19 protein-coding genes are annotated in these 23,967 nt (G+C 61.2%); 7 read left to right on the top strand and 12 right to left on the bottom strand.

Annotated features, from left to right (window positions below; genetic code table 11):
• The first annotated feature begins 87 nt into the window (after positions 1–87).
• Positions 88–1,050: a threonine/serine dehydratase gene (locus tag NZ746_04035; protein ID MCS6816534.1), complete on the top strand. Its 963-nt coding sequence runs from the start codon at positions 88–90 to the stop codon at positions 1,048–1,050.
• Positions 1,051–1,180: 130 nt separating this feature from the next.
• A complete protein-coding gene (locus tag NZ746_04030) occupies positions 1,181–2,857 on the top strand; it encodes an ATP-binding protein (protein ID MCS6816533.1) in 1,677 nt (558 codons plus the stop codon).
• A gap of 36 nt (positions 2,858–2,893) precedes the next feature.
• On the opposite strand, the gene NZ746_04025 is transcribed toward NZ746_04030, so the two are convergent.
• The 10 genes from NZ746_04025 to NZ746_03980 all read right to left on the bottom strand — a co-directional run bounded on the left by NZ746_04025 (position 2,894) and on the right by NZ746_03980 (position 13,781).
• Complete coding sequence (locus tag NZ746_04025; GenBank protein ID MCS6816532.1) at positions 2,894–4,744, bottom strand: LysM peptidoglycan-binding domain-containing protein; 1,851 nt, start codon at positions 4,742–4,744, stop codon at positions 2,894–2,896.
• A 156-nt stretch (positions 4,745–4,900) separates the two neighbouring features.
• The gene (locus NZ746_04020; GenBank protein MCS6816531.1) at positions 4,901–5,575 is read right to left on the bottom strand and encodes an ABC transporter ATP-binding protein; all 675 of its coding nucleotides are present in this window, start codon (positions 5,573–5,575) and stop codon (positions 4,901–4,903) included.
• Between the two features lie 103 nt (positions 5,576–5,678).
• Entirely contained in the window at positions 5,679–7,100 is a 1,422-nt protein-coding gene (locus NZ746_04015; protein ID MCS6816530.1) for an efflux RND transporter periplasmic adaptor subunit, read from the bottom strand.
• Between the two features lie 162 nt (positions 7,101–7,262).
• The gene (locus tag NZ746_04010) at positions 7,263–8,522 is read right to left on the bottom strand and encodes a Glu/Leu/Phe/Val dehydrogenase (protein ID MCS6816529.1); all 1,260 of its coding nucleotides are present in this window, start codon (positions 8,520–8,522) and stop codon (positions 7,263–7,265) included.
• Positions 8,523–8,564: 42 nt separating this feature from the next.
• Entirely contained in the window at positions 8,565–8,909 is a 345-nt protein-coding gene (locus NZ746_04005; GenBank protein ID MCS6816528.1) for a septum formation initiator family protein, read from the bottom strand.
• Positions 8,878–10,299, bottom strand: coding sequence for a phosphoglucomutase/phosphomannomutase family protein (locus NZ746_04000; GenBank protein ID MCS6816527.1), 1,422 nt, complete (start codon positions 10,297–10,299; stop codon positions 8,878–8,880). The genes NZ746_04005 and NZ746_04000 overlap by 32 nt, the downstream gene beginning before the upstream one ends.
• Positions 10,287–11,138 (bottom strand): hypothetical protein, encoded by an 852-nt coding sequence (locus NZ746_03995; protein MCS6816526.1) that lies wholly within the window; start codon positions 11,136–11,138, stop codon positions 10,287–10,289. The genes NZ746_04000 and NZ746_03995 overlap by 13 nt, the downstream gene beginning before the upstream one ends.
• Before the next feature lie 149 nt (positions 11,139–11,287).
• Complete coding sequence (gene lepB, locus NZ746_03990) at positions 11,288–12,106, bottom strand: signal peptidase I (protein ID MCS6816525.1); 819 nt, start codon at positions 12,104–12,106, stop codon at positions 11,288–11,290.
• The gene (rnc, locus tag NZ746_03985; protein ID MCS6816524.1) at positions 12,103–12,840 is read right to left on the bottom strand and encodes a ribonuclease III; all 738 of its coding nucleotides are present in this window, start codon (positions 12,838–12,840) and stop codon (positions 12,103–12,105) included. Before rnc ends, lepB begins: the two co-directional genes overlap by 4 nt.
• Positions 12,841–12,845: 5 nt before the next feature.
• A complete protein-coding gene (locus NZ746_03980; protein ID MCS6816523.1) occupies positions 12,846–13,781 on the bottom strand; it encodes a hypothetical protein in 936 nt (311 codons plus the stop codon).
• 255 nt (positions 13,782–14,036) lie between these two features.
• On the opposite strand from NZ746_03980, the gene icd reads away from it, so the two are divergent.
• Together icd and mdh are read left to right on the top strand one after the other, a co-directional pair.
• The gene (gene icd, locus NZ746_03975) at positions 14,037–15,281 is read left to right on the top strand and encodes an isocitrate dehydrogenase (NADP(+)) (GenBank protein ID MCS6816522.1); all 1,245 of its coding nucleotides are present in this window, start codon (positions 14,037–14,039) and stop codon (positions 15,279–15,281) included.
• A 121-nt stretch (positions 15,282–15,402) separates the two neighbouring features.
• A complete protein-coding gene (gene mdh / locus NZ746_03970; GenBank protein MCS6816521.1) occupies positions 15,403–16,332 on the top strand; it encodes a malate dehydrogenase in 930 nt (309 codons plus the stop codon).
• A gap of 9 nt (positions 16,333–16,341) precedes the next feature.
• Here the strand turns inward: mdh and NZ746_03965 are convergent, their stop codons facing one another.
• Complete coding sequence (locus tag NZ746_03965) at positions 16,342–17,034, bottom strand: hypothetical protein (protein ID MCS6816520.1); 693 nt, start codon at positions 17,032–17,034, stop codon at positions 16,342–16,344.
• A 71-nt stretch (positions 17,035–17,105) separates the two neighbouring features.
• Positions 17,106–18,245 carry a class I SAM-dependent rRNA methyltransferase gene (locus NZ746_03960; protein MCS6816519.1) on the bottom strand — a complete coding sequence of 380 codons (1,140 nt, stop codon included), beginning with the start codon at positions 18,243–18,245 and terminating at the stop codon, positions 17,106–17,108.
• A 127-nt stretch (positions 18,246–18,372) separates the two neighbouring features.
• Here NZ746_03960 and folK point away from each other — a divergent pair, with 127 nt between their 5' ends.
• From folK to NZ746_03945, 3 genes are all read left to right on the top strand, one after another.
• Positions 18,373–18,882 carry a 2-amino-4-hydroxy-6-hydroxymethyldihydropteridine diphosphokinase gene (gene folK / locus NZ746_03955; GenBank protein MCS6816518.1) on the top strand — a complete coding sequence of 170 codons (510 nt, stop codon included), beginning with the start codon at positions 18,373–18,375 and terminating at the stop codon, positions 18,880–18,882.
• 46 nt (positions 18,883–18,928) lie between these two features.
• Positions 18,929–22,162, top strand: a complete 3,234-nt coding sequence (locus tag NZ746_03950; protein MCS6816517.1) for a TonB-dependent receptor — start codon at positions 18,929–18,931, stop codon at positions 22,160–22,162.
• Between the two features lie 120 nt (positions 22,163–22,282).
• On the top strand, positions 22,283–23,947 hold the full coding sequence (locus NZ746_03945; GenBank protein ID MCS6816516.1) for an ATP-binding protein: 1,665 nt from the start codon (positions 22,283–22,285) through the stop codon (positions 23,945–23,947).
• The last annotated feature ends 20 nt before the right edge of the window (positions 23,948–23,967 follow it).

Here is a 23,967-nt window from a genome sequence, read left to right as displayed (position 1 = left end):
CCAAGCATAATAACGCCGGACGAAGACCGCAAGTTCCCCGTACCTCCTCGTGCTATAATGTGGCTTCACCAGCAAGGAGGTAAGGTTATGATCACTGTGGCGGACATCAAACGGGCGCGCGCGGCATTTCCGCCGATCATTCGGAGGACGCCGCTTCTGCGGAGCGAGGACCTCTCGGCGGCGCTCGGCTCTCCCATTTGGCTGAAATGCGAGAACCTGCAGATCACGGGGAGCTACAAGGCGCGCGCCGCGTTCACCATACTCTACCACTTGGGCAAGGAAGCGAAACGGCGCGGTGTGGCCCTCACCTCCTCGGGGAATTTCGCCACGGCTTTCGCCTACATGGGCCGCTGGCTCGGCGTTCCCACGGTCTTGGTGATGATGCGCCGGACATCGCCCTTCAAGGCCGAACAAGTCGCCCGTTTCGGCGGAGAGATCGTCTGGTGCGAAGATCGCTTCGAAGCGCGCTTCGAGACGTTGCGACAATTGGAAGTCGAACGCGGACTCCTCGCGATCAATCACATGGAAGATCCCAACGTCGTCATCGGACACGGGACGATCGGATTGGAGATCCTCGAGCAGCTTCCTGAAGCGCCGACGGTCCTGGTGCCCATCAGCACTGGAGGATTGATCGCGGGCGTCGCCCTCGCTTTGAAAGAATGCAATCCGCGCGCCTCGATCATCGGCGTTCAACCGGAAGGAGCCAATGCCACCTACCTCTCCTTCAAAGCGGGGACGATCGTCACCATTCCGGAGACGCGAACGATCTGCGACGCATTGACGGCCACGCGTCCTGGAACCCTCATGTTTTCACTCATTCAACGCTATGTGGACGACGTCGTTCTGGTCTCCGATGAAGAGGTCGCGGAGGCCGTCGCTTGGCTCGCTCGCCAAGAGAAGCTCGTCGTCGAACCTTCAGGAGCTGTGGGCGTGGCTGCGCTTCGCTCAGGACGGGTGACGGCGCGCGGTCCGACGATTGCGCTAGTGAGTGGGGGAAATATCGCGCCCACGCATTTCGCCCAGCTCCTCACTTCATCCGCACGAGCATGAGGCCGAGAGCCGGGCGCGACCAATTGCGCTCCATCGCGCGTTGGCCAGATGTAAGGAATCGCTTCATCGTCAAATTGAATGATGGGCTTGGATAGGCGAGTTGTTCTGTAGACGGAATATGGCGGAATGGATGAGTGAGCCAGCAAGCATCATCGAGACCCTCACGCACGTTCGCCGCTTGATTGGCGAGACTCGAGGTCAGGCGTTTTTCGATCGAGCGGTCGAGGCTCTCGCCGAGTGGCTCGACGTCCCGTGGGTCCTTCTCGGCCGAAGCGAAGCGGGAGGCCAAAGGCTTCGTGTGGTGAGCTGGTACCGAAAGGGTCTCATCGAGCGCGGAGGAATCATTGAAGTTTCCGGGACGCCTCTGGAACGCATCCTCGCCGAGGGATGGCCGTACGTTTGCGATGAAGGCGCGTGGCAACGCTTTCCGCAAGATGAAGCGCTTCAGTCATGTCGCGCGGAATTCTACTGGGGCGTTCCGCTCCGAGATCGAGGCGATGGCCAGGTCCTGGGTGTACTCGCTCTCTACACCACCGAACCGCGGAGGCTCACACCCGCCGAGTGCACGGTGTTGGAGCTCTTCGAAGTTTGCATGGCGAAAGAATTGGAGCACATCCGCCGAGAGGAGACGCTTCAAGAGCTTCAGCGAAGGTTCCTGCACGCGCAGCGAATGGAATCACTTGGGGCTTTGACGGCTGGCATCGCGCACGATTTCAACAACCTCCTCACGGGCATCCTGGGTTTCACTGAATTGGCGCTCGCACAATTGGAATCGGATGATGGCGTCTCCGAAGATACTCGGTCGCATCTGAACCAGGTCCTCACCTTGAGCCGACGAGCGCGCGATTTGGTACGGCAGCTCATGTTACTTGGCCGTCCGGAAGGAGAGTCCGAACGATCGTGTGCGCTGCATGCCTTCATGAAGGACTTCACGGCACTACTCCGACGCATCATCCCCGAGCACATCGAAATCGAGTTGGATCTCGCTCCTCAAGAGATCACTCTGGCCGTCAATCCGATTCACCTGCAACAGGTCCTGCTCAATCTCGCCATCAATGCATGCGACGCTATGCCTCAGGGCGGTCGCCTGCGCATTCAAACCGAATCTCTTCGACCCGATATTTTACAAGCGCCGTCTTACACACGTGTTCGAGAACGTCCCTACGTGCGCCTGACCGTCAGCGATACGGGAACGGGTATCGCCCCGGACATCTTGCCCCACATCTTCGAGCCTTTCTTCACGACCAAGGAAGCGGGCAAAGGGACGGGCCTAGGGCTCTGCGTCGTCCGAGAGATTGTGCATGCTTACGAGGGATGGATCGAGGTCGAGAGCGAACTGGGTCGCGGGACGAAGGTGCACATCTTCTGGCCTATCGCCAGAGAATCCGAAGTCCACGTGTCGTCCCAACGGCTGGAGGAAGCAAAGATCCCTCGAGGGAGTGGAGAGACAGTACTACTGGTCGAAGACGATCCCACGATCTTGAAGCTCGGAGAGCGCCTCCTGGAGAAACTCGGATACCGCGTCTTGACGGCTCACAATGGGCGAGAGGCTATTGCCCTCTACGCCCGACATCAGCCGGAGATTCGGCTGATCTTACTTGATGCCGTGATGCCAGAGATGAGTGGGGAACAGACTCTTCGTGAGCTGCGCGCGCTTGATCCGCAGGTGCGGATCCTCGTGACGACGGGATACAGCTCGCGGGATCAGCTCAAGGACTTCCCCTGGGAAGCGACCGATGGGCTTCTCTTGAAGCCCTATGATGTCCACTCCTTGGCGCGAGCCATCCGCCAATGTCTGGAGCGCTAAACGAAGGGCGGAGGCGCGGTCCCCTCGCTCGTCTTCTCACTCACGATAGATCACCAACGTCTGACCGGGTGTGAGAAGATCGGTCGAGAGACGATTCCACCGACGCAGCTCTGAGACGGTCACCGCATACCGATTGGCGATCTCAGTGAGCGTATCTCCCGGACGCACGCGATGAGTGAGGCGGCGGTTGCCCGCAGGGATCGTCCCCGTGGTCCGGGGAGATGACGTTCGCTCCCTCTTCACCCGATCCGAAGGCAGGACGAGGACGATCGTTTGTCCGGTGCGAAGTTTCGCCCGCGGGCTCAACCGGTTGAGACGAGCGACCTCCCGAGCCGAAAGACCGTAGCGCGCGGCGATACGGGTGATCGTATCGCCCGGACGCGCGCGGACCGTCACGCGCACGACCGAGAGTCGCGTCAGCTCGACGCCCACAGCACGCGAGAGCGACCGACGCGGGATCGGGGTCGGAACGATCAAGCGGGCGCCCGCCTTCAAGCTCGCATTGGCATCCAGCTCGTTCACTCGCGCGATCTCTTCGGCGCTCACGCGATGCTCCTCGGCGATGCTCTGTAGTGTCTCCCCCTCGGCGACACTGTGAATGCGCCAAGAATCCCGATGCTGTGGGGGTACCCGCGCCAGCAGTTCGCTCAACTGCTCACCCGTGCCGACGGGCACCCGCATCGCGTAGGTCTCTCCAAGCGGCACATACCCGTACTTGAGTTCGGGATTGAGATCCCGCATGTGCTCGAATGAAGCGCCCACGGCTTCGGCGATCAGCCGAAGGTCAATCGGTCCTTCGACGGGCACGGTCTCATATTGTAACGCCGGCTCCGGCTCAACGTCGGTGAAACCATATCGAGCCGGATCCTTCGCGATAGCGATGATGGCGAGGATGATCGGGACATAATTGCGAGTTTCAGCTGGCAACAGCCGGTTTCGATGCAGATACCAGAAATCGGCGTATCCGGAGGCGGCGATCGCTCGATCCACCGTCGCTTCCCCACAGTTGTAGGCGGCCAAGGCCAAAGGCCAATCCAGGTAGCGCTCATAGAGGAACTTCAGGTAGCGAGCGGCCGCTCGCGTGGGTTGCTCCAATCCCGATCGTTCATCGAGCCAGCTCGTCTGGCGCAGTCCATACTTCGCTCCCGTTCCCGCGATGAACTGCCAAATACCTTGCGCCCGCATGGGAGAACGCGCATGCGGACGCCAATTGCTCTCAGCCTGAGCCAACCAGACGAGATCCAGCGGGACCCCCTCCTCCTGGAAGATACGCCGCGCCATCTCCAAATACCGCCCGGCGCGCCGCAGTCCCGTCTCCATGGTCGCCCGTCCCTTGGGAGTCTTCGTGAAATAGTGGATGAACTGCCGGACTTCCGGCGTGATCGTCACAGGAAAATCGAGCGTGATCTCTTCGGTCTCCTGCTCGGCGGCCTTGATGTCCTCCTCTCGCAATTTGATCTTCGCCAATTCCTCCAACAACGAGGGCTCATACTGCTGCCGAAGCTCCAGGCCTTGCATGGCCGCTTCGAGTTGATAGGCATGAATGCGCTCGATCAGCGAACGATAATAGGCCAAAAGCTGCGGATGCGCGGCGACGTTCACCCGCGCTTCGAGGATCGCATCCACGGCGCGGTCGAATTCCTCGCGCGCGCGCATGAAATCCCCCTGACGATAAGCCGTCTCCCCTCGCTGGAAAAAGGTCTCAGCTCGTTGAATGAGGGCACGAAGCGAAGCTTCCGAAGAGGACACAGGCTCCTTTTGCTCCACGAGCGGCTGGGACGCCTCCTCCACTCCATGCCGGAGTGGCGTCGCAGGAGCTTGCGCCATGAGGACCGAAGGGAGACCGAGTTGCAGCACGATCAGTCCGCTGACAATCCGTCGTCTCATATCTTCCGCTCCAACATAAGCTTCACTCCTTCCCGCAGAAAAAAAGACCACAACCGGCGCTTCGGCTTCTTCACGGCAGCGCCATTAGATAGCATAAAGGGGCCTTATCTGTCAACCGGGAAAATTTATGCCCCTTTGCAAATCAATGAGGCGGGATCACCGCCATTCTTCGCGCTCGATGCGCCCATCGCGGATATGGATGATGCGATGCGCGTGCGCAGCGACTTCCGGTTCGTGGGTAACGATGATGATCGTATTCCCTTGGGCGTGGAGGCGATCGAAGAGTGCCATGATCTCAGCACCGGTCTTGGAGTCGAGGGCCCCAGTGGGTTCATCGGCCAGTAGGATCGAGGGCTGATTCACCAAAGCGCGCGCGATAGCGACCCGTTGCCGCTGTCCGCCCGAAAGCTCGTTGGGCCGATGATGCATGCGATCTCCCAGATCCACCATCTCCAAGACTTGGCGCGCGCGCTCCAAGCGCTCCTTGGCCGGAACGCCCGCGTAGATCAGTGGCAACTCGACGTTATGCAGCGCCGTCGCCCGCGGCAGAAGATTGAACAATTGGAAGACGAACCCAATCTCTCGATTCCGAATATAGGCCAACTCATCATCGTCCATCTCGCTGACGAGCCGGCCGTTGAGCCAATAGCGGCCCGCCGTCGGTGTATCCAGACAGCCGATGATGTTCATCAATGTGGACTTCCCGGAGCCAGAGGGCCCGATGATGGCCACGTACTCATTGGGCTGGATGATCAAGTTGATCCCGCGCAAAGCGTGCACTTCCTCCTGCCCCATCTTGTACGTGCGCCAGACGTTCTCCATGCGGATCAACCCATTGGTGGAGGGAGGACGCGAGGCGAAGACCTCAGTCTCTGGTTTCAGCTCGGGCATCGTGCTCGATCGGTTCATCGTGCTCCCTCAGGTGGCCGAAGGTCTACCGATTCTGGACGTACTCCTTCTTGACGATAGCGTTATTTTTCAACGTGCGCAGCTCTCGATACGGGCCCACAATCACCTCCATCCCTTCTTCGAGCCCGCTCACGATTTCGATCTCCATCTCTCCGGAGATGCCCGTCTCGACCGGCCGGAAAACGGCGCGATGGTCCTGCACGATGAAGACGCCCTGAAGCCGCTTCTTCTGCCCATCGGCCGAAACCGCCTGGCTCCCGACCTCCTCCGCGTCCCGTTCCACGAGGGCCGCAGCAGGGACGGCGATCACATTCTCGCGCATGTCGGTGGTGATCGTCGCCGTCGCCGACATGCCCGGGCGCAGCCGATCGCGGATATCCGGCGTCAGATTGATCAACTTGATGACCACCTTGAAATCCTTCGCTTCCTGTCCCGACGGCGTTAGCTCGGGAAGCGCTTGTCCGCCGCGAACGAGCGCCGCGCGACCGACCTCAGAGACCTCACCCTCCAGCTCCTGATCCCCGAGCGCGTCCACGCGGATGCGCGCTTTTTGCCCAGCGCGCACGCGCGCGATGTCGGTCTCGTCCACTTGGACCTCGACGTTGATCTCCGACATGTCGGCGATGGTCAGCAGGGGGGTGGTGCTGAAGCTCGCGAGCACATATTGGCCGATGCGCACGGGGAGATTAGCGATGACGCCATCAATGGGCGCCTTCTGCACAGTCTTGGCGAGGCGATCGAGCGCGCTCCTATAGTTGGCTTGAATTTGCGCGACACGAGCGCGCGCGCTCTGGAGTTGCGCCTGCGCTTGACGGACTCGAATCTGCGCATCGCGCAATTGCGCCTCCAACTGTTGCACGCGCTGCTGTTGGGCTTCGACCAGGGCTTGCGCGCCGCGATAGGAAGCGCGCGCCCGATCGTACTCGGCCCGAGAGATGACCCCTTGCTCCAAGAGCTGCTCCCGGCGGCGGAACTCCTCTTCAGCGAAGGTGAGATCGGCTTTCGCTCGCTCCAGCTCATATTTTGCGGCGGCCAGGCTCGCCTGCACATTCAGGACGTTATTTCGCGCGGCATCCACCTGCACCTGAGCATTTTGCACCTCTGCCCGCGCGGCTTGGAGGTTGGCCTGGCTGCTTTCCGCCTCCGAGGAGATCTGCGTCGGATCAATCTTCAACAGGGGCGTCCCCGCCTTCACCCAATCTCCTTCCTTCACGTAGATCTCAATGACGCGACCAGGGACTTCCGACGTCATGTTCACGAAATTTCGCGGGCGGACCTCTCCATTAGCTGTGACCTTCGATTCCAACACAGGCCGACGGGTCACTTTCTCGACCTGGACGACGGGGACATCCGTTCGGCCTCGAGTGACACTGATGCCGACGACTGCCCCCAAAGTCACGATGAGAATGAGAGCGATCAAAAGCTTCTTTTTCCGACTCGATGCCATTTCCTCTTCTCCCGATGTGACCACCCCCTCTTACGAAGGGTGACGCTCACAAGTTCCACCAAAACCACAATGCTACCGTTCCCCTCCCAGCCATGTCAACCAACCGGTTCTCGAATGGAGCGCCAAGGCCCTGGCCGCCAGCGGGGGGGAGGGCGATTCTCATCACGGGAAGATCCCCCGTACGCGCGTCGCTTCAGCCACTCGCCCGATGGCCAGAATGTAGGCGCCGCGCCGCAGATCAACGCCATAGCGCTCGGCCGCCGCGCGAACTTCGTGAAAGGCGTTCGTCATGATCCGCTCCAGATGGCGGAGGACCTCATCTTCCGGCCAGAAGAACCCGTATTGATCTTGCACCCACTCGAAATAGGAGACTGAGACGCCACCGGCACTGGCCAGGATGTCCGGGATGACCGTGATCCCGCGCTCGAAGAGGATGTCATCGGCCGCCGGCGTCGTCGGCCCATTGGCCGCCTCGGCGATGAGGCGCGCGCGAATGCGATCAGCGTTGTGTCGCGTGATCTGATTCTCTAATGCCGCCGGAATGAGGATGTCGCAGGGCAGCTCGAGCAACTCTTCATTGGTGACCGTCTCCGTATCGGGCAATCCGTTCAAGGCCCCCGTTCGCGCCTTATGTTGCAGAGCGGCTTCAGGATCAATGCCGCGGGGGTTATAGATGCCTCCCTTCGAATCGCTCACCGCAATGATGCGCGCCCCATCCTGATGAAGGAATCGGGCGACGTTGCTGCCCGCGTTCCCAAAACCCTGGATGACCACGGTCGCGCCCTCCAAGGCGAGGCCGAGCGTACGACAAGCCTCGCGGATGACGAATTGACAACCGCGCGCTGTGGCTTCTTGTCGCCCATGGGAGCCGCCCAATTCGATCGGCTTGCCCGTGACCACGCCTAGCTCTGTGTACCCTTTGAACATGCTGATCGTGTCCATGATCCAGGCCATCGTCTGCGCGTCCGTATAGACATCGGGAGCTGGGATGTCACGCTCCGGACCGATGAGTGGGGCGATCTCGGTCGCATAGCGACGTGTCAATCGTTCCAGCTCTCCCTGCGAGAGTTCCCTCGGGTTGACTCGCACTCCCCCTTTAGCGCCACCGTAAGGAAGATTCACCGTCGCGCACTTCCACGTCATCCACATGGCCAGCGCTTTCACTTCGTCGAGCGTCACGTCGGGATGATACCGAATCCCTCCTTTGCCCGGCCCGCGCGCCACGTTGTGTTGGACCCGATACCCCTCGAAGACACGCAGGCTGCCATCATCCATCTTGACGGGAATGGAGACGACCAATTGCCGCTTAGGCGTCTTGAGCAGCTCGTGCAATCCATCGTCCAAATCGAGATATGCTGCCGCACGATCGAATTGCGCCAGGGCGACAGCAAACGGATTCAGGTTCTCTTCCGCGATCGTCATACCCTCTCTCCCCGGAAAGAATAAGGCCGTATGAGAGCCCCTTTATCGCTTTGATGCCTCGGGGAAAGAGAGCACCATTTCATCAGGACGGATCATGTGCAGCTCCTCGCGCGCGATCCGCTCGATGACTTCAGGATCCGTCTTGAGCGCGTGGATCTCCTCCATGAGCCGTTCCGTCTCCAGGCGGAGTTGTTGCACCTCCGCCTCCAGCCGTTGGTATTCCATTTGCGCGGCTCGATATTCTCGGTGCGCCCGCACCAGGATCATCCCACACCCCACGCCGATCCCCGCGAGTATGACCAGCACGCCGATGATCGGTCCCACCCGCGTCGGACTCTCGCGCGCGCGCCGATCTTCATTGGAGCGCAAAGATTCGCCCTTGTTCAAGCAGCACCTCCAGATCCGCTTCCGATGTCGCTTCCGCGTAGCACCGCGCCACAGGCTCTGTGCCCGAGAGTCGCAGTAGCAGCCATGAGCCGTCGTCGAAGAGCAGCTTCAGCCCATCCGCGCGATTCACCTCAATGAGACGACGTCCAAAGAGATCAGCGGGCGGATCGGCCTGAAGCTTCTGCTGTAAGCGTTGGCGTCCCTCTTCGGTCAGCGCGATCTCGATACGCTCGCTCCAGAGCCGTCCATCCTGTGCGTAAAGATGTTCCAACCCCTCGCTCACGCTCGCGCCCGTACGCGCGACGATCTCCACGACCAAGAGCGCCGCCAAGATCCCATCCTTCTCCGGATAATGGCCGCGGATCGAGAGTCCCGCGCTCTCCTCGCCGCCGAGGATGATCTTCCCGGCCTTGAGCAATTCGCCGATGTATTTGAAGCCGACGGGAGTCTCGTACACCGGGCGCCCCCGACGTCGCGCTACGCGATCCACTTGATGCGAAGTCGCGACGCTCCGGGCTACTCCCCCTTCCCACGAGCGCGTCTCACACAAGTAGTCAAACAAAAGCGCCAAAATCTGATTGGGCGTCACGAAGACGCCGCCTCGATCCACGATGCCGAATCGGTCAGCATCCCCATCAGTGGCCACGCCGAGGTCGAAGCCGCCGGCGGCGACGATCTCGCGAAGCGTCCGCAAGCGCTCGGCCGAAGGCTCCGGAGCGCCCCCGCCAAAGAGCACGTCGCGATGGTCGTGCAGGACATGAACGTCGCAGCCAGCCTCCCGCAAGAAACGATCCAAATACCCCCGCGCCGTTCCCCACAGCGGATCCACAGCTACGCGCAAGCGGGCTCGCTCGATCGTCTGCACGTCCACCTTCCTCGCGAGATCTCGCAAATACCCTTCGCGCGGATCATACGCGCGAATGTGCCCGAGCCGTCGGCCGGACGATCCCTGGTGGCCCTCCGCCCGACGGATTCGTTCGATCTCCTGTTCGATCTCCCGCGTGACCTCGGGGAGTGCCGGAGCTCCATCGGCCGTCGAGAACTTGATCCCCTGATACTCGGGCGGATTATGGCTGGCCGTGATGTTGACTCCACCTTGCGCGCGCTCGGCCACGATGGCATACGCGACGACCGGCGTCGGCACCGGCTCCGAGCACAGCAAAACATCCACCCCTTCCTCAGCCAAGACGCGCGCGCTCTCGCGCGCGAACGTCTCCGCCAGGAATCGCGTATCATAGCCGACGATGAGTGTGGCCTCTTCCTGCCGACGCTTCACATAGCGCGCGATGGCGCGCACAACCGCGCGCACGTTCTCTATCGTGAAGTCCTCGGCCATGATGGCCCGCCATCCCGAAGTACCGAATCGAATGGGACTCCTCACCGTTTCCATAGTGGTACCGTTGTGCTCACTCCGAAGATGATCCCGCTTCGAGGATCAATGGCATGCACGCCTCGCACGCCGGCCAGGTCCCACCACAGGCGTCCCGTGCGGAGTTGCAAGCCGATGCGCATTTGTCCCCGCGATTCCGTCCCCAAAGGGGCTCGACGACGCGTGTTCTCCCATCCGCTCACTTCAGCGACGAGATGCGTTCGTGCATTCAGCTCATAGACACCCGCCAAGCCATAGAGCAATACATCGTTTTGCACAAAGGGTTCGATCGGAGCCGGCAAGATGCCTACTCCAATGTGGCCGAAGAGATCGAAGTCTCCCCATTGCTTCTCGGCCAGCACGGCGGCGAAGAAATTCGTTTGGTTCGTCCCAATCCCCCGCGCTTGATCGGAATTCGGCAGCTCGACCCCTACGCGCACGCCGAGCGCCGGCCACCGCCCTTCGGCCGCGCGCAATTGAACTTTCGTCCAAAGGCTGAAATCTCCCACATCGTGCGTGCTCTCGAGGGTCGGCAGCCGAAGCGAAATCGCGCCCCCGCGTCGCTCGTCAATGCTCAGATAATTCTGAATCGTCCCGCGAAGTTGGAGTTCCACGCGCGGGGCCACGCCAAGCGACAGCCCTAGGACGCCCATACGCGAGAGATCGCCACGCAATCCAGAGAGGGGAAACCGTTGTGTCTGGGCGAACTCGAATCCGAGATCTATCCGCAGCTCGCCCTCGGGCACAGTGGCCACTCGTTCCGTCACAAGCGGGCGTTGTTGAGCCGGGACCGGAAGCAGTAGGCCCAATCCCATCGCCAAGCTCACCCCCACTTGCCACCATGCTCTCGCTGCGCTCATACTTCCTCACGTGCCGCGTGCTCGCTCGATCAGACGTGTGAGCCCGGCGAAAACGCGCTCAGCATTTTAGGCGAAGCGGAACCATTCGTCAACCGAGGATTCTCTCCCCGCGTCAAACGCCCTCGCTCAAGGAGCCCGCTCTTCTCTCCTCAGCGGATGAGCGTCCCCACTCGTTTCCACCGCGCATGTCGCAAAATCCTCAGCAGGAGATTCCCTCCGTGCGCAGCCGCCGCGCGTTCGTCATATGACCAGTACACAACAAGGGCGCGCCCGACGACATACTCGCGCGGGACGGTCCCCCAGAACCGACTGTCCTCACTATCGTCGCGATTATCCCCCATGACGAAGTACGCCCGCTCGGGGATGAAGAAAGGGCGCCCGACGGCATATCGCCCCCCAGAGGGGAACTCCGCATCTTCACGCTCGGCGTGATATGACTCCCAGTAGACGCGATACTGTGCCCCTTCGGGCGGGGGTTCCTCCCGAACGATCTGCAAAGCGGAATCCTCGGCATCGAACCTGGGATTTTGCACGTACAGACGCTGCTCCGGAAGCTCGCGCCCATTGATGAAGACGCGCGTCCCTCGAATCTCAATCGTCTCCCCGGGCAATCCGACAACGCGCTTGACGTAATTGACTTCGGGATTCTGCGGGTATTTGAAGACGACCACGTCTCCCCGACGAACTTCCCGATAGGGGAAGAGCCGCCAGAAGATCCCCTCGCGCCTCTCGGCGAAGAGGAATTTGTTCACCAGAAGATGATCGCCGATGAGGATGTTGTTCTGCATCGAGCCGGTGGGCACCTTCACGGCTTGGACCACGAACGTCATACCGAACAAGGCCATGATCACAGTGACGACGGCCGACTCGAAGTATTCCCGCAAGGTGGATTTCGGTCTCTCCGTCACTTCTGCCGACTCCGAAGGGGAGGAGAGCTCGGACGGAGGTGCATCCCATCGGTCCATCATGGAGTCGCCTCGCTCGCAGGAATCTCCAGAAGCTGCTCCAACTGGCCCAGCGCCACGCGAGCCGCATGTTGATGCGCGGCTTTGATGGTCGGCCCTTCGCCTGTTGCGACCACTCGCTCCCCGATGCGAAGGCTCACCTGGAAGCGCCGGGCATGTGCTGGCCCTTCGACTCCAATCACTTCGTAAACCGGTGGCGGCAGACCGCGCGCCTGCAACTGTTCCTGCAGCGTCGTCTTGTAATCGCTCCACTGCACGCTCTCCGGATCCAACCTGCAGACGATATCCTGAAACTGCCGGCGCACGAATGCCTCCGCTACCTCGATCCCTCCATCCAGATAGAGCGCCGCGATCAAGGCCTCATATGCATCCACTAGGAGCGTGCGCTTGGTGCGCCCGCCGGTCTTCTCCTCACCGCGATTCAACCGCAAGTATTCCCCAAGCTGCAGATTTCGCGCGTGCACTTGCAAGTTCTCCGCGCTCACCAAAAACGCCTTCATCTTCGCGAGCTTTCCTTCCGGTAGGGCTGGGAACAACTCGAACAACCACGCGCTCACGATGAACCCCAGGACCGCATCGCCGAGGAACTCCAACGCCTCATTATCCGCCAAACCCATCGCCCTGATCTCATGCGCATAGGAACGATGCGTGAGCGCCCGGTTCAGGAGTTCCCGGCGCCGAAAGGTGTATCCGATTTTGCGCTCCAATTCGCTGAGGTCTCGCGCCTCGGTCGGCATCCCGCTCACGATGATCCCGTTGAGGCCTGGGCCGACGGCTTGAATTTCTTGATCAACTCCTCCATGCCCTCGGTGGTGTCGTTATGCCGATAGCGGTAGAAGCTCTCTAAGAGCTTGCGCGCTTCCTGATTGAGCGCTTGAAAGCTCGCATTGGTCTCGGAGATGGCGACCGTGCGGGCGTACATCTCGATCATCTGATCCACCACCTCGTCCACCTGTTGCAGCAGTTGCTTGCCTGCTTCGGCGACTTTCTCCTCCGGCGTGAGCTTATCGTAGTTCTCTCGCAGCTTGGCATACTTACCGAGCTTGAGCGCCTCGCCGATGAGGTAGAAGGTCACCGGATCGCTCGGATCTAACTCCGCCGACTTCTTCAGATGCTCGATCGCCGGATCATAGTCGGCCTTGTTGTAGAGGAACAGACCCGCCGCCTGATGCAATGCCCCAAGAACCTTATTCTTCTGCTGCTCCCAAATCTGAGGGGCAAAGCCCGGTGGAGCGTTCCCCGCAGAAGCCAGTTCCAATGCGCGCGTGGCATAGGTCAAGCCATCCGCATCAAAACGCGTGTCCCGTCCTTTGGAGGCCGTCGCCGCAGCCAGCGCCAAGACATAAAGGATGCTGAAGTTGTTGGGATCAGCACTCAAGACCTCGCGCCCCACATTGAAGGCCTTCTCGAAACGATTGGTCTGCGCGTAGGCGAGAACGAGGATGGGCCTGGCACGCGGCGCCAAGACGCTATTGGGGAATTTCGCCAAGAACGCCTCCCCCGCCTGAACGGCTTCCTCCAGCTTCCCCGCCGCGAACGCCTGATAGAGCGCATTGTAGGCCTCTGCTTCCTCGCGCGTGTACTGTGGTTGCGCTTGCGCTCCCCAGACGATCCGCCCCATCCCGGCGATGAGCATGACGCAGAGGAGTGACGCCGCAAGGGTTGCGACCTTTCTCATTCCCCCCTCCCGATTATGATATCCTCGCATCCCTTTGCTCCGACGGGCAGGTCGGAAAAAGCACCTCCGGTGACCGGCCTTTCCTGACCCGCTTCTCGCGCTTATTCTACGGCAAGTCGGAGACGGGAGCAAGGATGCGACATGATCGGCTTTTTGTCAAGATGCGCGTTGACGCTTTTCGCCTCTCCTTGTTATGCTTGGTTACGCTCGTGTGCTTTGAACGAGCGAGCAGTCTTTGGCATTCAGGAGGACGCCATGCTTTCATTCAATAATATCCCCGTGCCCGCTGAGGGCGAGAAGATCGAAATCCGAGACGGACAGCTCGTCGTTCCCAACCGCCCGATCATTCCCTTCATCGAAGGGGATGGAACGGGCCGCGACATCTGGCGAGCGGCTTCGCGCGTTTTCAATGCCGCCGTCGAAAAGGCCTATCGCGGAGAGCGGCAGGTCGTCTGGTACGAGATCTTCGCTGGTGAGAAGGCCTACGCCAAGTTTGGCGAGTGGCTTCCCCGAGATACGGTCGAGGCGATTCGCGAGTTCACCGTCGCCATCAAGGGGCCGCTGACGACGCCCGTTGGGGGCGGCATTCGCTCGCTGAACGTCACGCTGCGGCAGGTCCTCGATCTCTACGCGTGCGTGCGCCCAGTTCGCTGGTACAAAGGTGTCCCCTCCCCCGTGAAGCATCCGGAGAAGCTCGACGTCGTCATCTTCCGCGAGAATACCGAGGACGTCTACGCTGGCATTGAGTTCCAACAGGGAACGGAGCAGGCGCAGAAGACGATCGAATTCCTTCGGAGCCTCGGCTACTCGGTGCGCCCCGATAGCGGCATCGGCATCAAGCCGATCTCCAGCTTCGGGACCAAGCGCCTGGTCCGGAAGGCCATCCGATACGCGCTCGAAAATGGACGCAAGGTCGTCACGTTCATGCACAAGGGCAACATCATGAAGTTCACCGAAGGCGCCTTCCGCGACTGGGGATACCAGGTGGCCAAAGAAGAGTTCGGCGACTTCACGGTCACGGAACAGGAGTTGTGGGAGAAGTACGACGGGAGGCTTCCCGAGGGGAAGATCCTCATCAACGACCGCATCGCCGATTCGATGTTCCAGCAAGTATTGACGCGCCCCGATGAATACTCCGTTATCGCGACGCCCAATCTGAATGGGGATTACCTGAGCGATGCTTGCGCGGCGCAAGTCGGCGGATTGGGGATGGCGCCGGGCGCGAATATCGGCGACTACATCGCGCTCTTTGAGGCAACGCACGGCACCGCGCCCAAGTACGCCGATAAGGATGTGATCAACCCGAGCGCCGTCATCCTGGCAGGCGCGATGATGTTCGAGTACATCGGATGGCGCGAAGTGGCCTCGCTGATCACGACGGCCATCGAGCGGACCATCGAGCAGAAGATCGTCACCTACGACCTGGCGCGTCTCATGGAAGGCGCCCGTCAGGTGAAAACGAGCGAGTTCGCCACGGCTATCATCGAGAACATGGGCTAGCGGGAGACGCCCGCGGCACGTCTGGCGGCTCGCGCATGTTTTCGGGAGGAGTATGTCTCTGGTCGAGCGCGCTGACGAGCGCGCTCCCGTGGTGGGTGTTTGATCATCATCAGGAGGAACTATGGCACGAAAGAAGATCACCATCGTCGGCGCTGGCAACGTCGGCGCGACGGTCGCTCATCGCCTTGTGGATAAAGAGTTGGGCGACGTCGTGCTCGTGGACATCATCGAAGGCTTGCCACAAGGGAAAGCCCTGGACCTGGCCGAGTCCACGCCCATTCTCGACCGTGACGTTCGCGTCATCGGATCAAACGGCTATCGCGAGACGGCCGATTCCGACATCGTCGTCATCGCCGCCGGTGTGCCCCGCAAACCGGGGATGAGCCGATCCGATCTCGTCACCATTAATACGGACATCGTCCGCAGCGTCACGCAAGAGGTCGTCAAATATTCTCCGAATGCCATCCTCATTGTCGTCTCCAACCCCCTGGATGCGATGGCCTATGTGGCCTACAAGGTCTCGGGCTTTCCGCGCGAGCGCGTCTTCGGCATGGCCGGCATTCTCGATACGGCCCGCATGCGCTATTTCATCGCGGAGGAGCTCGGCGTCTCGGTCGAGGACGTTTTCGCCTTTGTCCTCGGCTCGCACGGCGATGAGATGGTTCCGCTGGTGCGATATTCCTCAGTCGCGGGCATTCCGCTCACGGATTTGCTGCCGAAGGAGAAGATCGAGGCGATCGTCAAACGCACGCGCGAGGGAGGGGCTGAGATCGTGAGTCTGCTCAAGGCAGGATCGGCTTACTATGCTCCATCAGCCGCCGTTGTGGAGATGATCGAGGCCGTGCTCAAGGATAAGAAGAAGATTCGCCCGTGCTCCGTTTATCTGGATGGGGAATACGGCATCAAGGGCGTCTTCATCGGCGTTCCGGTGAAGCTCGGAGCCTCGGGTGTGGAGCAGATCATCGAAATCAGCCTGACGCCTGAAGAGCACGCCGCCTTGCATCGTTCGGCTGAGGCCGTGCGCGCGCTCCTCGAGAGCATCCAGCTCTGAACGTCGGACTCACGAGCGCTCTCCCGGACGCCGCGACTCGGGCAGTGAACGGATCACGGGAAGCGAGAGCGGGCGTTCCACGCGCACGCGAAGGATCGTTCCCGGATTCAGGCGCAGGTCTTCGCCTTTGGTCATGAGCACTGCCCCCCCAAGCGTGCTGGCGATCACGATGCCCGCCGCCTTCCCGCTGCCGGTGATCAATCCGACGGCTGAGCCTGCCGCCAAACCGACGTGCGCCCCGCGATACACATTTCGGAACGTGCGCTCGCCGCTGCGACCTCCATGCGCCACGCCTTCTTCATCAGCCCGAACCTTTCGATCTCCCTGCCAATCATCAATAGCTACCAGCGTGGTCGCCACCGGCTCTACGCCATATGACGTGCGCATGCGATCGAATACGAGCGCCAACTCCGATTGCCGCTGCCCGCGACGCGCCGGCTTGACATGCGTGACGCGGCCCAAGAATTCAGCTCCGCGTTCCAGCACGAGCTTTCCCTCTACTAAGAGATCATCGTACAACGTCGCTCGCACCGGATCGCCGACCTCGCTGATCTTCGTGCTCACCGGCGTTTGCAGCGCGAGCCGCAGGACGGTGCCCTCAGCAACCGTGACCGTCGCGGCCTCTTGAGGCACCGCGAAGAACCCGCGCGCCATCGCCAGCCCGAGGATCACGCTCACTGGGATTCGCCATCGGCTGTTCATCATCTCCCTCCTCGCGAATCTCCCATGCTCAAGGAGAATTATACCTTGGGCCGAGACGCTCTCCCAGGGCTTCAGAACACCTGCAGGATCACGCACTTGAGATAATGCGTCTCCGGCATCGAGAGCAGGATCGGATGATCGGAGGCCTGCGTTCGCCGTTCGAGGATTCGCACCGAACGCCGGGCATCGGCGGCAGCTGCGCGCAACATTTCGAGAAACATCTCTTCGCTCATGTGGTAGGAGCAACTGCACGTCACCAGCACGCCCTCCGGTTGCAGGAGTCGAAGAGCGCGCAAGTTGATCTCCTTGTATCCGCGCAGCGCACCAGGGACGGCCGCGCGACTCTTGGCGAAGGCCGGGGGATCGAGCACGATCAGGTCGAAGCGTTCCTGTCGCTGATCCAGTTCCCGCAAGAGGTCGAAGACATTCCCTTCGACGACGGTCACGTTCGTCCGGCTATTTCTCTCCGCATTTCGACGGGCTTGTTCCACGGCCTCGGCGGAGATGTCCACGGCCAGCACACTCTCGGCGCGAGCGGCCAAATGCACAGCGAAGCCGCCACCGTAACAAAAGCCGTCCAAGACGCGCCCTCGCGCATAGCGAGCGGCCGCTCGATAATTCTCCTGCTGATCGAGGAATGCCCCCGTCTTCTGCCCCTGCAACACGTCTATCTGGAATCGCCCTTCGCCCAACGTGACCTCCACGTGCTCGGGTACCGTCCCGTAGAGCACGCCCTTCGTCAGCGGCAATCCCTCGAGCGCGCGCACCTTCACATCATTGCGCTCGACGATCGCGCGCGGCGCGAACAGCTCCACCAGCAGATCCACCCAAAGCGGCTTCAATGCCTCCATCCCCTGCGAGAGCGTTTGCAGGACGAAGCAGTCCCCATAGCGATCAATAATGAGCGAGGGCAGCCGATCGCTCTCCGCGAAAACGAGCCGATAGGCTTCGACATCACCGAGCATCCGATGGCGGAGGTCTGCTGCGCGCAGGAGCCGCTCGCGCCAGAACGCGCGAGTGATCTCCAGGTCTGGCTCAGCGATCCATCGCAACGCGATCTGCGAGCGATCGCTATAGAGAGCCCAGCCGAGCCGTCTCCCCCGCGTATCGGCCACGGCGACGATCTCCCCGCCCTGCGCCCCTCCCGCATCCACCAAATCCGCGGCATAAACCCAAAGGTGCCCGCTCTGTAAGCGCGCGGCTCCGCGCATCGTGATCGTAACTGTCTTCGTTGACGACATCGGCGCTTTGGTTTACACTCTCTCTCCTTCCGGAGCGACCTCCAGGCCCGGAATGGAAGGCACGCTCCTGAAGACGTGCGCTTCGGATTCAAACCGAATGAGGGAGCATATCGCATTCATCGGACTTGGATCAAACCTCGGCGATCGGGAGGCCTATCTTGCGGGCGCGCGACGGGCTTTGTCCCACTACGGGATATTGGAACGCTGCTCCTCTCTCTACGAGACTGAGCCGGTGGACGTCCGCGATCAACCTCGCTTTCTCAATCAGGTCATCGCCCTGCGCACGCCGCTGGATCCCATCGCCTTGCTCCGCGCCTGTCAGGCGATCGAACGGGCGCTCGGGCGCGAACGCCTCATCCCCAAGGGCCCGCGCACGATTGATCTCGACCTCTTGCTCTACGAAGATCGAGTCCTCACGCTTCAGACCGAAGACGTGCAGCTCATCCTCCCGCATCCGCGCCTCCATCAGCGGAGATTTGTGCTGGTTCCTCTGTGTGAGATCTACCCTGACGGCTGCCATCCTGTTCTCGGAAAGCCGTTCTCTCAATTGCTCGCGGAACTGACGGACACGGCCGAGGTCACCCTCTACGCGAAAGTGTTTGCCTGAAGCGCCGAGGGACGATCCGACATCTTTCCATTGTCGGAGGGGTTCCATGATTCGCCCTCTCATTCTTCTCCTCATCGCATTCGCGACGAGCCTTCTGCTCATCACAAGACCAAACGGATGGGCCAACGACTTGGACCACGCGGCATTGGAAGGATTTGTCCTCGATCCGACGGAGGCGGTGATTCCGGGAGCGACGATCGCGCTCATCGAGCAGCAGACCGGAATGAAACGAACGGCCACCAGCGACGCACGCGGATGGTACCGGCTGGCGATGCTCCCTCCGGGAACGTATGCGCTTCGCGCGGAAGCGCCGGGCTTCTCCCCCTTCGAATATCGCGAGCTGCTGCTGAAGGCCGGACACACCCAGCGCCTGGACCTGCGGCTTCGCCCCGGGAGCCTCGTCGAAGTCGTCACGGTCACCGATACAGAGACGCTCGATCCGACGCGCACGGTCGTCGGTCTGAGTTTGCGAAGCGAGGAGATCGAGGCCCTCCCGATCAATGGGAGGAATCCGCTCGATCTCGTCTTCCTCTTCGCGAGCGTCCAAGCCGAACCTTTTGAGACGCGCGATCTCGGCGATCCCGCGACGCGCGACGTCGTGGCGGACCCCCCACAAGAAGCGGGCATCTTCTCGCTCTCGGGCGGACGCGCATACTCGAACAACATCACCATAGATGGTTTCGACAACAACGATGATCGCACGGCGCGCGAGCGCGCGATCCCCAGTTTGGAATCCATCGCCGAAGTCCAAATCATCACCAACCAATTCTCCGCCGAATATGGGCGCGCCTCTGGCGGTCGCCTCAACTTCTTCACCCGTCGCGGAGCGAACCAATTCCGCGGAGCGATCTTCGGTGACTTTCAAGACGAGAGCCTCAACGCCAATAGCTTCTTCCGCAATGCGCGTGGACAGAAGCGCGCCCCGTTTCAACGGCGCGAATACGGTGGTCGGCTCGGCGGTCCGATCCGTCGCGATCGGTTCTTCTTCTTCGGCGTCATCGAACGTCAGGAAGAGCCGGATACGGACGCCATCATCGCCCTGCTTCCGGTGGATCCGCGCGCGAATCCGGCCTATCCCCTGCAGGAGACGCCCACCGGTCGGCCTTTCGTGCGCGATGGCGTTCAGGTTGCTCTCTTCGAGGACGAAGTGAGCGCGCTCGGCCATCGCACATACGCGAGCGGTCGGTTCGACGCGGCATTCGGAGGAGCGCACCAGCTCCTCTTGCGTTTCGACATCACTCGCACCAATCGGCTGCGCGCGCGCGATCAAGGAGCGACGCTTCGCGAAGGCCTCTTCAACCGACGTCGCAATTCCATGGCCTATGCCATCCAAGACACTTGGGCGATCGGCTCGCGGCTCTTCGCTCAGCTTCGCTTCCAGTATTCGGCGCTCACGCCCAATGTGACGCCGAGCGTGATGCGCCCGGGCGTGATCGTCGGCAGCAGTCGCGGCCTGACGCTCCCGGTCGCGAGCGGCTTCATCGCGGGAGCGGCGGGATTTCCTGAGACGCGCGCGGAACGTCGCTTCCAATGGGCGGGTGCGCTCACCCGACAATCGGGACCTCACACGTTCAAGCTCGGCGCCGACATCATGCATCTGCGCTCGGCGACGCGACAGCTCCACCTCTTCTTCGGCTTCTACAACTTCCCGAGCTTCGGAGACTTCGTCGCCGGCACCCCCTCGCGTTATCGGCAGCGGATCGGTCAGCCCGAACAGCCCATCCACAATACGATTCTCGGCGGTTTCCTCCAGGAGGAATGGCGTGCGCGTCCGAATCTGACGCTCACTTTCGGCCTCCGGTATGATCGAGAGACCGCGCTCGATCACGATAAGAACAATTGGGGCCCGCGCCTGGCCCTGGCATGGGCTCCCGGCCATCGCGCCCAGACGGTGCTCCGAAGTGGCATCGGCGTCTTCTACAACCGCGTCCTGCTGCGGACTCTGGAAGACTTCGCCGTGCAATCGCGCCTGTTCGAGATTGACCTCGGCAGCGGACCCGGCGCGACCGGACGTTTGGAAGAGCTGAACCGAATCGGGGGCTTCCCCAACATCTTCCCCAACGATCCGACGCATCCGCTGGTCCGCGATCTCATCCGCCCGATCCAAAACACACGTCGTCTCTCGCCGGATCTTCGAATCCCGTACAGCGTACAAAGCAGCTTGGGGATCGAACGGCAATTTGGCCGAACGCTCACGCTCGAAGTCAGCTATGTCTTCAACCGCACGCTTCGACTCTGGCGCGGTCGCAACGTGAATGCGCCAATTCCACCTCTGGGTGGATTCGTGGCTTTTCTCCTCGATCCGCCCGAAGGATTCCCTGGCGTGGTGAAGGCTCCCGATGGGAAGACCGCCTTCGACAACAGCGCCCGCCAGATCGCCGATGTGGGCATTCGCTTCGTCCGATTTGATCTGAGCGCCACGCGCTCGCGCGACGTTGGCAGTGGTGCCAACCGCATTCGCGTTTATGGCCTGAACGCGCTGGGTGGAGGCGCGACGACGACCGATCCCGTGCTTGCCGCGTTGAACGCCGTGCGTAGGCTCCGTCCGAATCCCAATCTTGGAGAGATCGAGCAGCTTCAGTCCGATGGCCAAGCGACCTATCACGGCCTTCATGTGATCGCGAGCGCGCGTTTCGCTCGCCATCTCCGATTTCGCGTCTCCTACACGCTCTCTAAGCTGATTGATCTCATGGACCTCAACACCAGCTCGCCACAGGACGAATTCAATCTTGCGCTCGAGCGCGGCCTGGGGCGAACGGACGAACGCCATCGCTTCGTTTTGAGCGGCACGCTGGGAATGCCCAGGGCGCTCGGGGGATTGGAGTTAACGCCGATTGTGACGTTCTCCTCGGGCCGCCCATTCAATATCACGACGAACGCGCAGGATCGAAATCTGAGTGATACGCTGACCGATCGGCCTCATTTCCTCGGTCGAGGACCGATTCGCTTCGTGAAGCCGGGCGATACGGCGCGCTCGGAGGCAATGGCCGCGCAATTTCTCTTCCCGACGATCGGAACCAACGGGACGCTCGGTCGGAACGTGGGTCGGGGTCCGGGGACGCGGCGCGTGGACGTGCGCTTTTCTCGAACCATTCGCGCGGGCGAGCGTCTGGTGCTTCGTCCTTGGGTGAACGCGTACAATCTCTTCAACACGCCGAACTTCATCATGACGGGATTTTACGGGCCGCTAGATGAGCGCGAGGGCCGATCCGTCTTCCTGCAGCCTCGCGCGGCGCGCCGTCCGCGCACGCTCGAGCTGGGCCTGCGCCTGGAATTTTAAAAGCGCGGGGCAATCTGGAGCGCTCAGGAAATAGGGAGCCTTAGAGCCCGAGTGCAAGCAGCCGTCTCAGACGGAACGTTTGCCCGAGGGGCGCATTGATGATACCCTTTGCAGGGAAGTATGGCGCGCGTGGGGGACAGCTATTGCTGGCTGATCGCCGACGATCCGACGGCGTGTCCGTATCTCGGCGCGCAGGACGCGCATCTGCTCTCGGACGTGCGGCGTCGAAATCGAGAGAAATGCATCGGCTGCGATGAGTTGCGTCGCGACCTCGCCGACGTGCGGCGCACCGGCGGTCCCCTCCTTGAAGCGTTGACGGTGATCCTCGATGAAGCCTTGAACCGATGCCCCCCGATCCTCCGCACGCTCCAAATCAAAGAGGAGTTGCTGGACATCCTCCGGCATCTCTCGCGCAGCTTGCAGTTGGCGCTTGATCCGGATGAGATCCTCTACAAAGGCTTGGTCGCTTTCACGGCTGGCGGGAGCCTTGGGTTCAATCGCGCGCTCGCCCTTCTGGTCGAGGAAGGTCAACTGCGCGGATATTTCGCTCTCGGCCCACGCGATGAGGAGGAAGCGGCGCGCATCTGGCGAGAGGTCACGGAACGAGGCGTGACGCTGGCCGACCTCTTGGACTATTCCCCGGAAGCCTTCGCTCGAGAGCGGGAGAAATTCCGGCTGTGGCTGGAGCGCTTTCGCTTCATGCTCTCGGACTCGCCGTTTCGCGAAGCCTTCTCGCTGCCCATCCCGCATGTGCCAGAGGCGGGCCGCGTGTTGGAGATCACGGCGGAGACGCCGCTGCCTGAGGCGCTGCGAGAATTTTATGGGAATGTGACCTTCTGGATCGTCCCATTGCTCTCTCACGAGGAGCAACCCTTGGGCGTGCTGCTGCTCGATAACTTTCTGACGAGGCGCCCGATCTCGGCCGAGGATCGGCTCGCCATGGAGTTGTTCGCTGTAGAGATCGCCGTCGCTTTGGAGCGGGCTCTCGCCTATGCGGAATTGCGCGAGAAGATGGAGATGCTCGAAGAAGCCTATCGGCGCATCCGAGAGCATCAACAGACAATCGTTCGTCTTCGAGAAGAAGCTGCGATCGCCGAGATGATGCTGCAACTGACGCATATGATCAAAAATCCGGTCGTCGCCATCGGCGGGCTCGCTCGACACCTTCAGAAGAAGCTCGATGAGCATTCCCCGCATCGCCGGTTCGCCACCGCCATCGCCCAAGAGGCCTCCCGATTGGAAGAGACGGTACAGGATTTCGTGAAATTCGCCGCGCTGAAGTACTCGACTGAGCGCCATCCGGTGAACGTCAACGAGATCCTCGAACTGCTGGCCCACGAGAAGATGGAGACCCTGCGCCACAGAGCGCCGATTCGGTGGCATTTGGATCTTGGCCCTGTCCCCCCGATTCTCGCCGATGAACGTCAGCTCTATCACTGCCTGGAGAACATCGTGAACAACGCTCTGGAAGCCATGAGCGACGGGGGCGATCTTTTCATCGAGAGCCGTCAGTCCAATGGTACGATCCTCATCATCGTCAGAGATACGGGGCCCGGCCTGACCGAAGAAGCAGCGCGCAATCTCTTCAAGCCGTTTTTCACGACCAAACCGACAGGAAGCGGACTGGGCCTCTACACGGCCAAACGAATCGTCGAGAGCCTAGGCGGAGAGCTTCAGCTCCTGTGTCAACTCGGTCAAGGGTGCGAGGTCATCATCCGCCTTCCTATTTCCGAGATGCCTTCCGAGACGTTTGCGGAAGGCGAATCGGCGCGCGGAGCTTCTTGAGGCGCTGCGCGGAAGTTACG

The organism is Blastocatellia bacterium, from assembly GCA_025055075.1.
In the GTDB taxonomy this organism is placed as follows: Bacteria; Acidobacteriota; Blastocatellia; order HR10; family HR10; genus HR10.
The sequence above is the reverse complement of the archived record's forward strand: the minus strand, read 5'-3'. Positions and strand labels throughout refer to the sequence as shown.

Bases quoted from the DNA above. Each gene is read 5' to 3' on its own strand.
- NZ746_04035 (MCS6816534.1), top strand. From the start codon at position 88: ATGATCACTGTGGCGGACATCAAACGGGCGCGCGCGGCATTTCCGCCG.
- NZ746_04030 (MCS6816533.1), top strand. From the start codon at position 1,181: ATGAGTGAGCCAGCAAGCATCATCGAGACCCTCACGCACGTTCGCCGC.
- NZ746_04025 (MCS6816532.1), bottom strand. From the start codon at position 4,744: ATGAGACGACGGATTGTCAGCGGACTGATCGTGCTGCAACTCGGTCTC.
- NZ746_04015 (MCS6816530.1), bottom strand. From the start codon at position 7,100: ATGGCATCGAGTCGGAAAAAGAAGCTTTTGATCGCTCTCATTCTCATC.
- NZ746_04010 (MCS6816529.1), bottom strand. From the start codon at position 8,522: ATGACGATCGCGGAAGAGAACCTGAATCCGTTTGCTGTCGCCCTGGCG.
- NZ746_04000 (MCS6816527.1), bottom strand. From the start codon at position 10,299: ATGGAAACGGTGAGGAGTCCCATTCGATTCGGTACTTCGGGATGGCGG.
- NZ746_03995 (MCS6816526.1), bottom strand. From the start codon at position 11,138: ATGAGCGCAGCGAGAGCATGGTGGCAAGTGGGGGTGAGCTTGGCGATG.
- lepB (MCS6816525.1), bottom strand. From the start codon at position 12,106: ATGATGGACCGATGGGATGCACCTCCGTCCGAGCTCTCCTCCCCTTCG.
- rnc (MCS6816524.1), bottom strand. From the start codon at position 12,840: ATGCCGACCGAGGCGCGAGACCTCAGCGAATTGGAGCGCAAAATCGGA.
- NZ746_03980 (MCS6816523.1), bottom strand. From the start codon at position 13,781: ATGAGAAAGGTCGCAACCCTTGCGGCGTCACTCCTCTGCGTCATGCTC.
- icd (MCS6816522.1), top strand. From the start codon at position 14,037: ATGCTTTCATTCAATAATATCCCCGTGCCCGCTGAGGGCGAGAAGATC.
- mdh (MCS6816521.1), top strand. From the start codon at position 15,403: ATGGCACGAAAGAAGATCACCATCGTCGGCGCTGGCAACGTCGGCGCG.
- NZ746_03965 (MCS6816520.1), bottom strand. From the start codon at position 17,034: ATGAACAGCCGATGGCGAATCCCAGTGAGCGTGATCCTCGGGCTGGCG.
- NZ746_03960 (MCS6816519.1), bottom strand. From the start codon at position 18,245: ATGCGCGGAGCCGCGCGCTTACAGAGCGGGCACCTTTGGGTTTATGCC.
- folK (MCS6816518.1), top strand. From the start codon at position 18,373: ATGAGGGAGCATATCGCATTCATCGGACTTGGATCAAACCTCGGCGAT.
- NZ746_03950 (MCS6816517.1), top strand. From the start codon at position 18,929: ATGATTCGCCCTCTCATTCTTCTCCTCATCGCATTCGCGACGAGCCTT.
- NZ746_03945 (MCS6816516.1), top strand. From the start codon at position 22,283: ATGGCGCGCGTGGGGGACAGCTATTGCTGGCTGATCGCCGACGATCCG.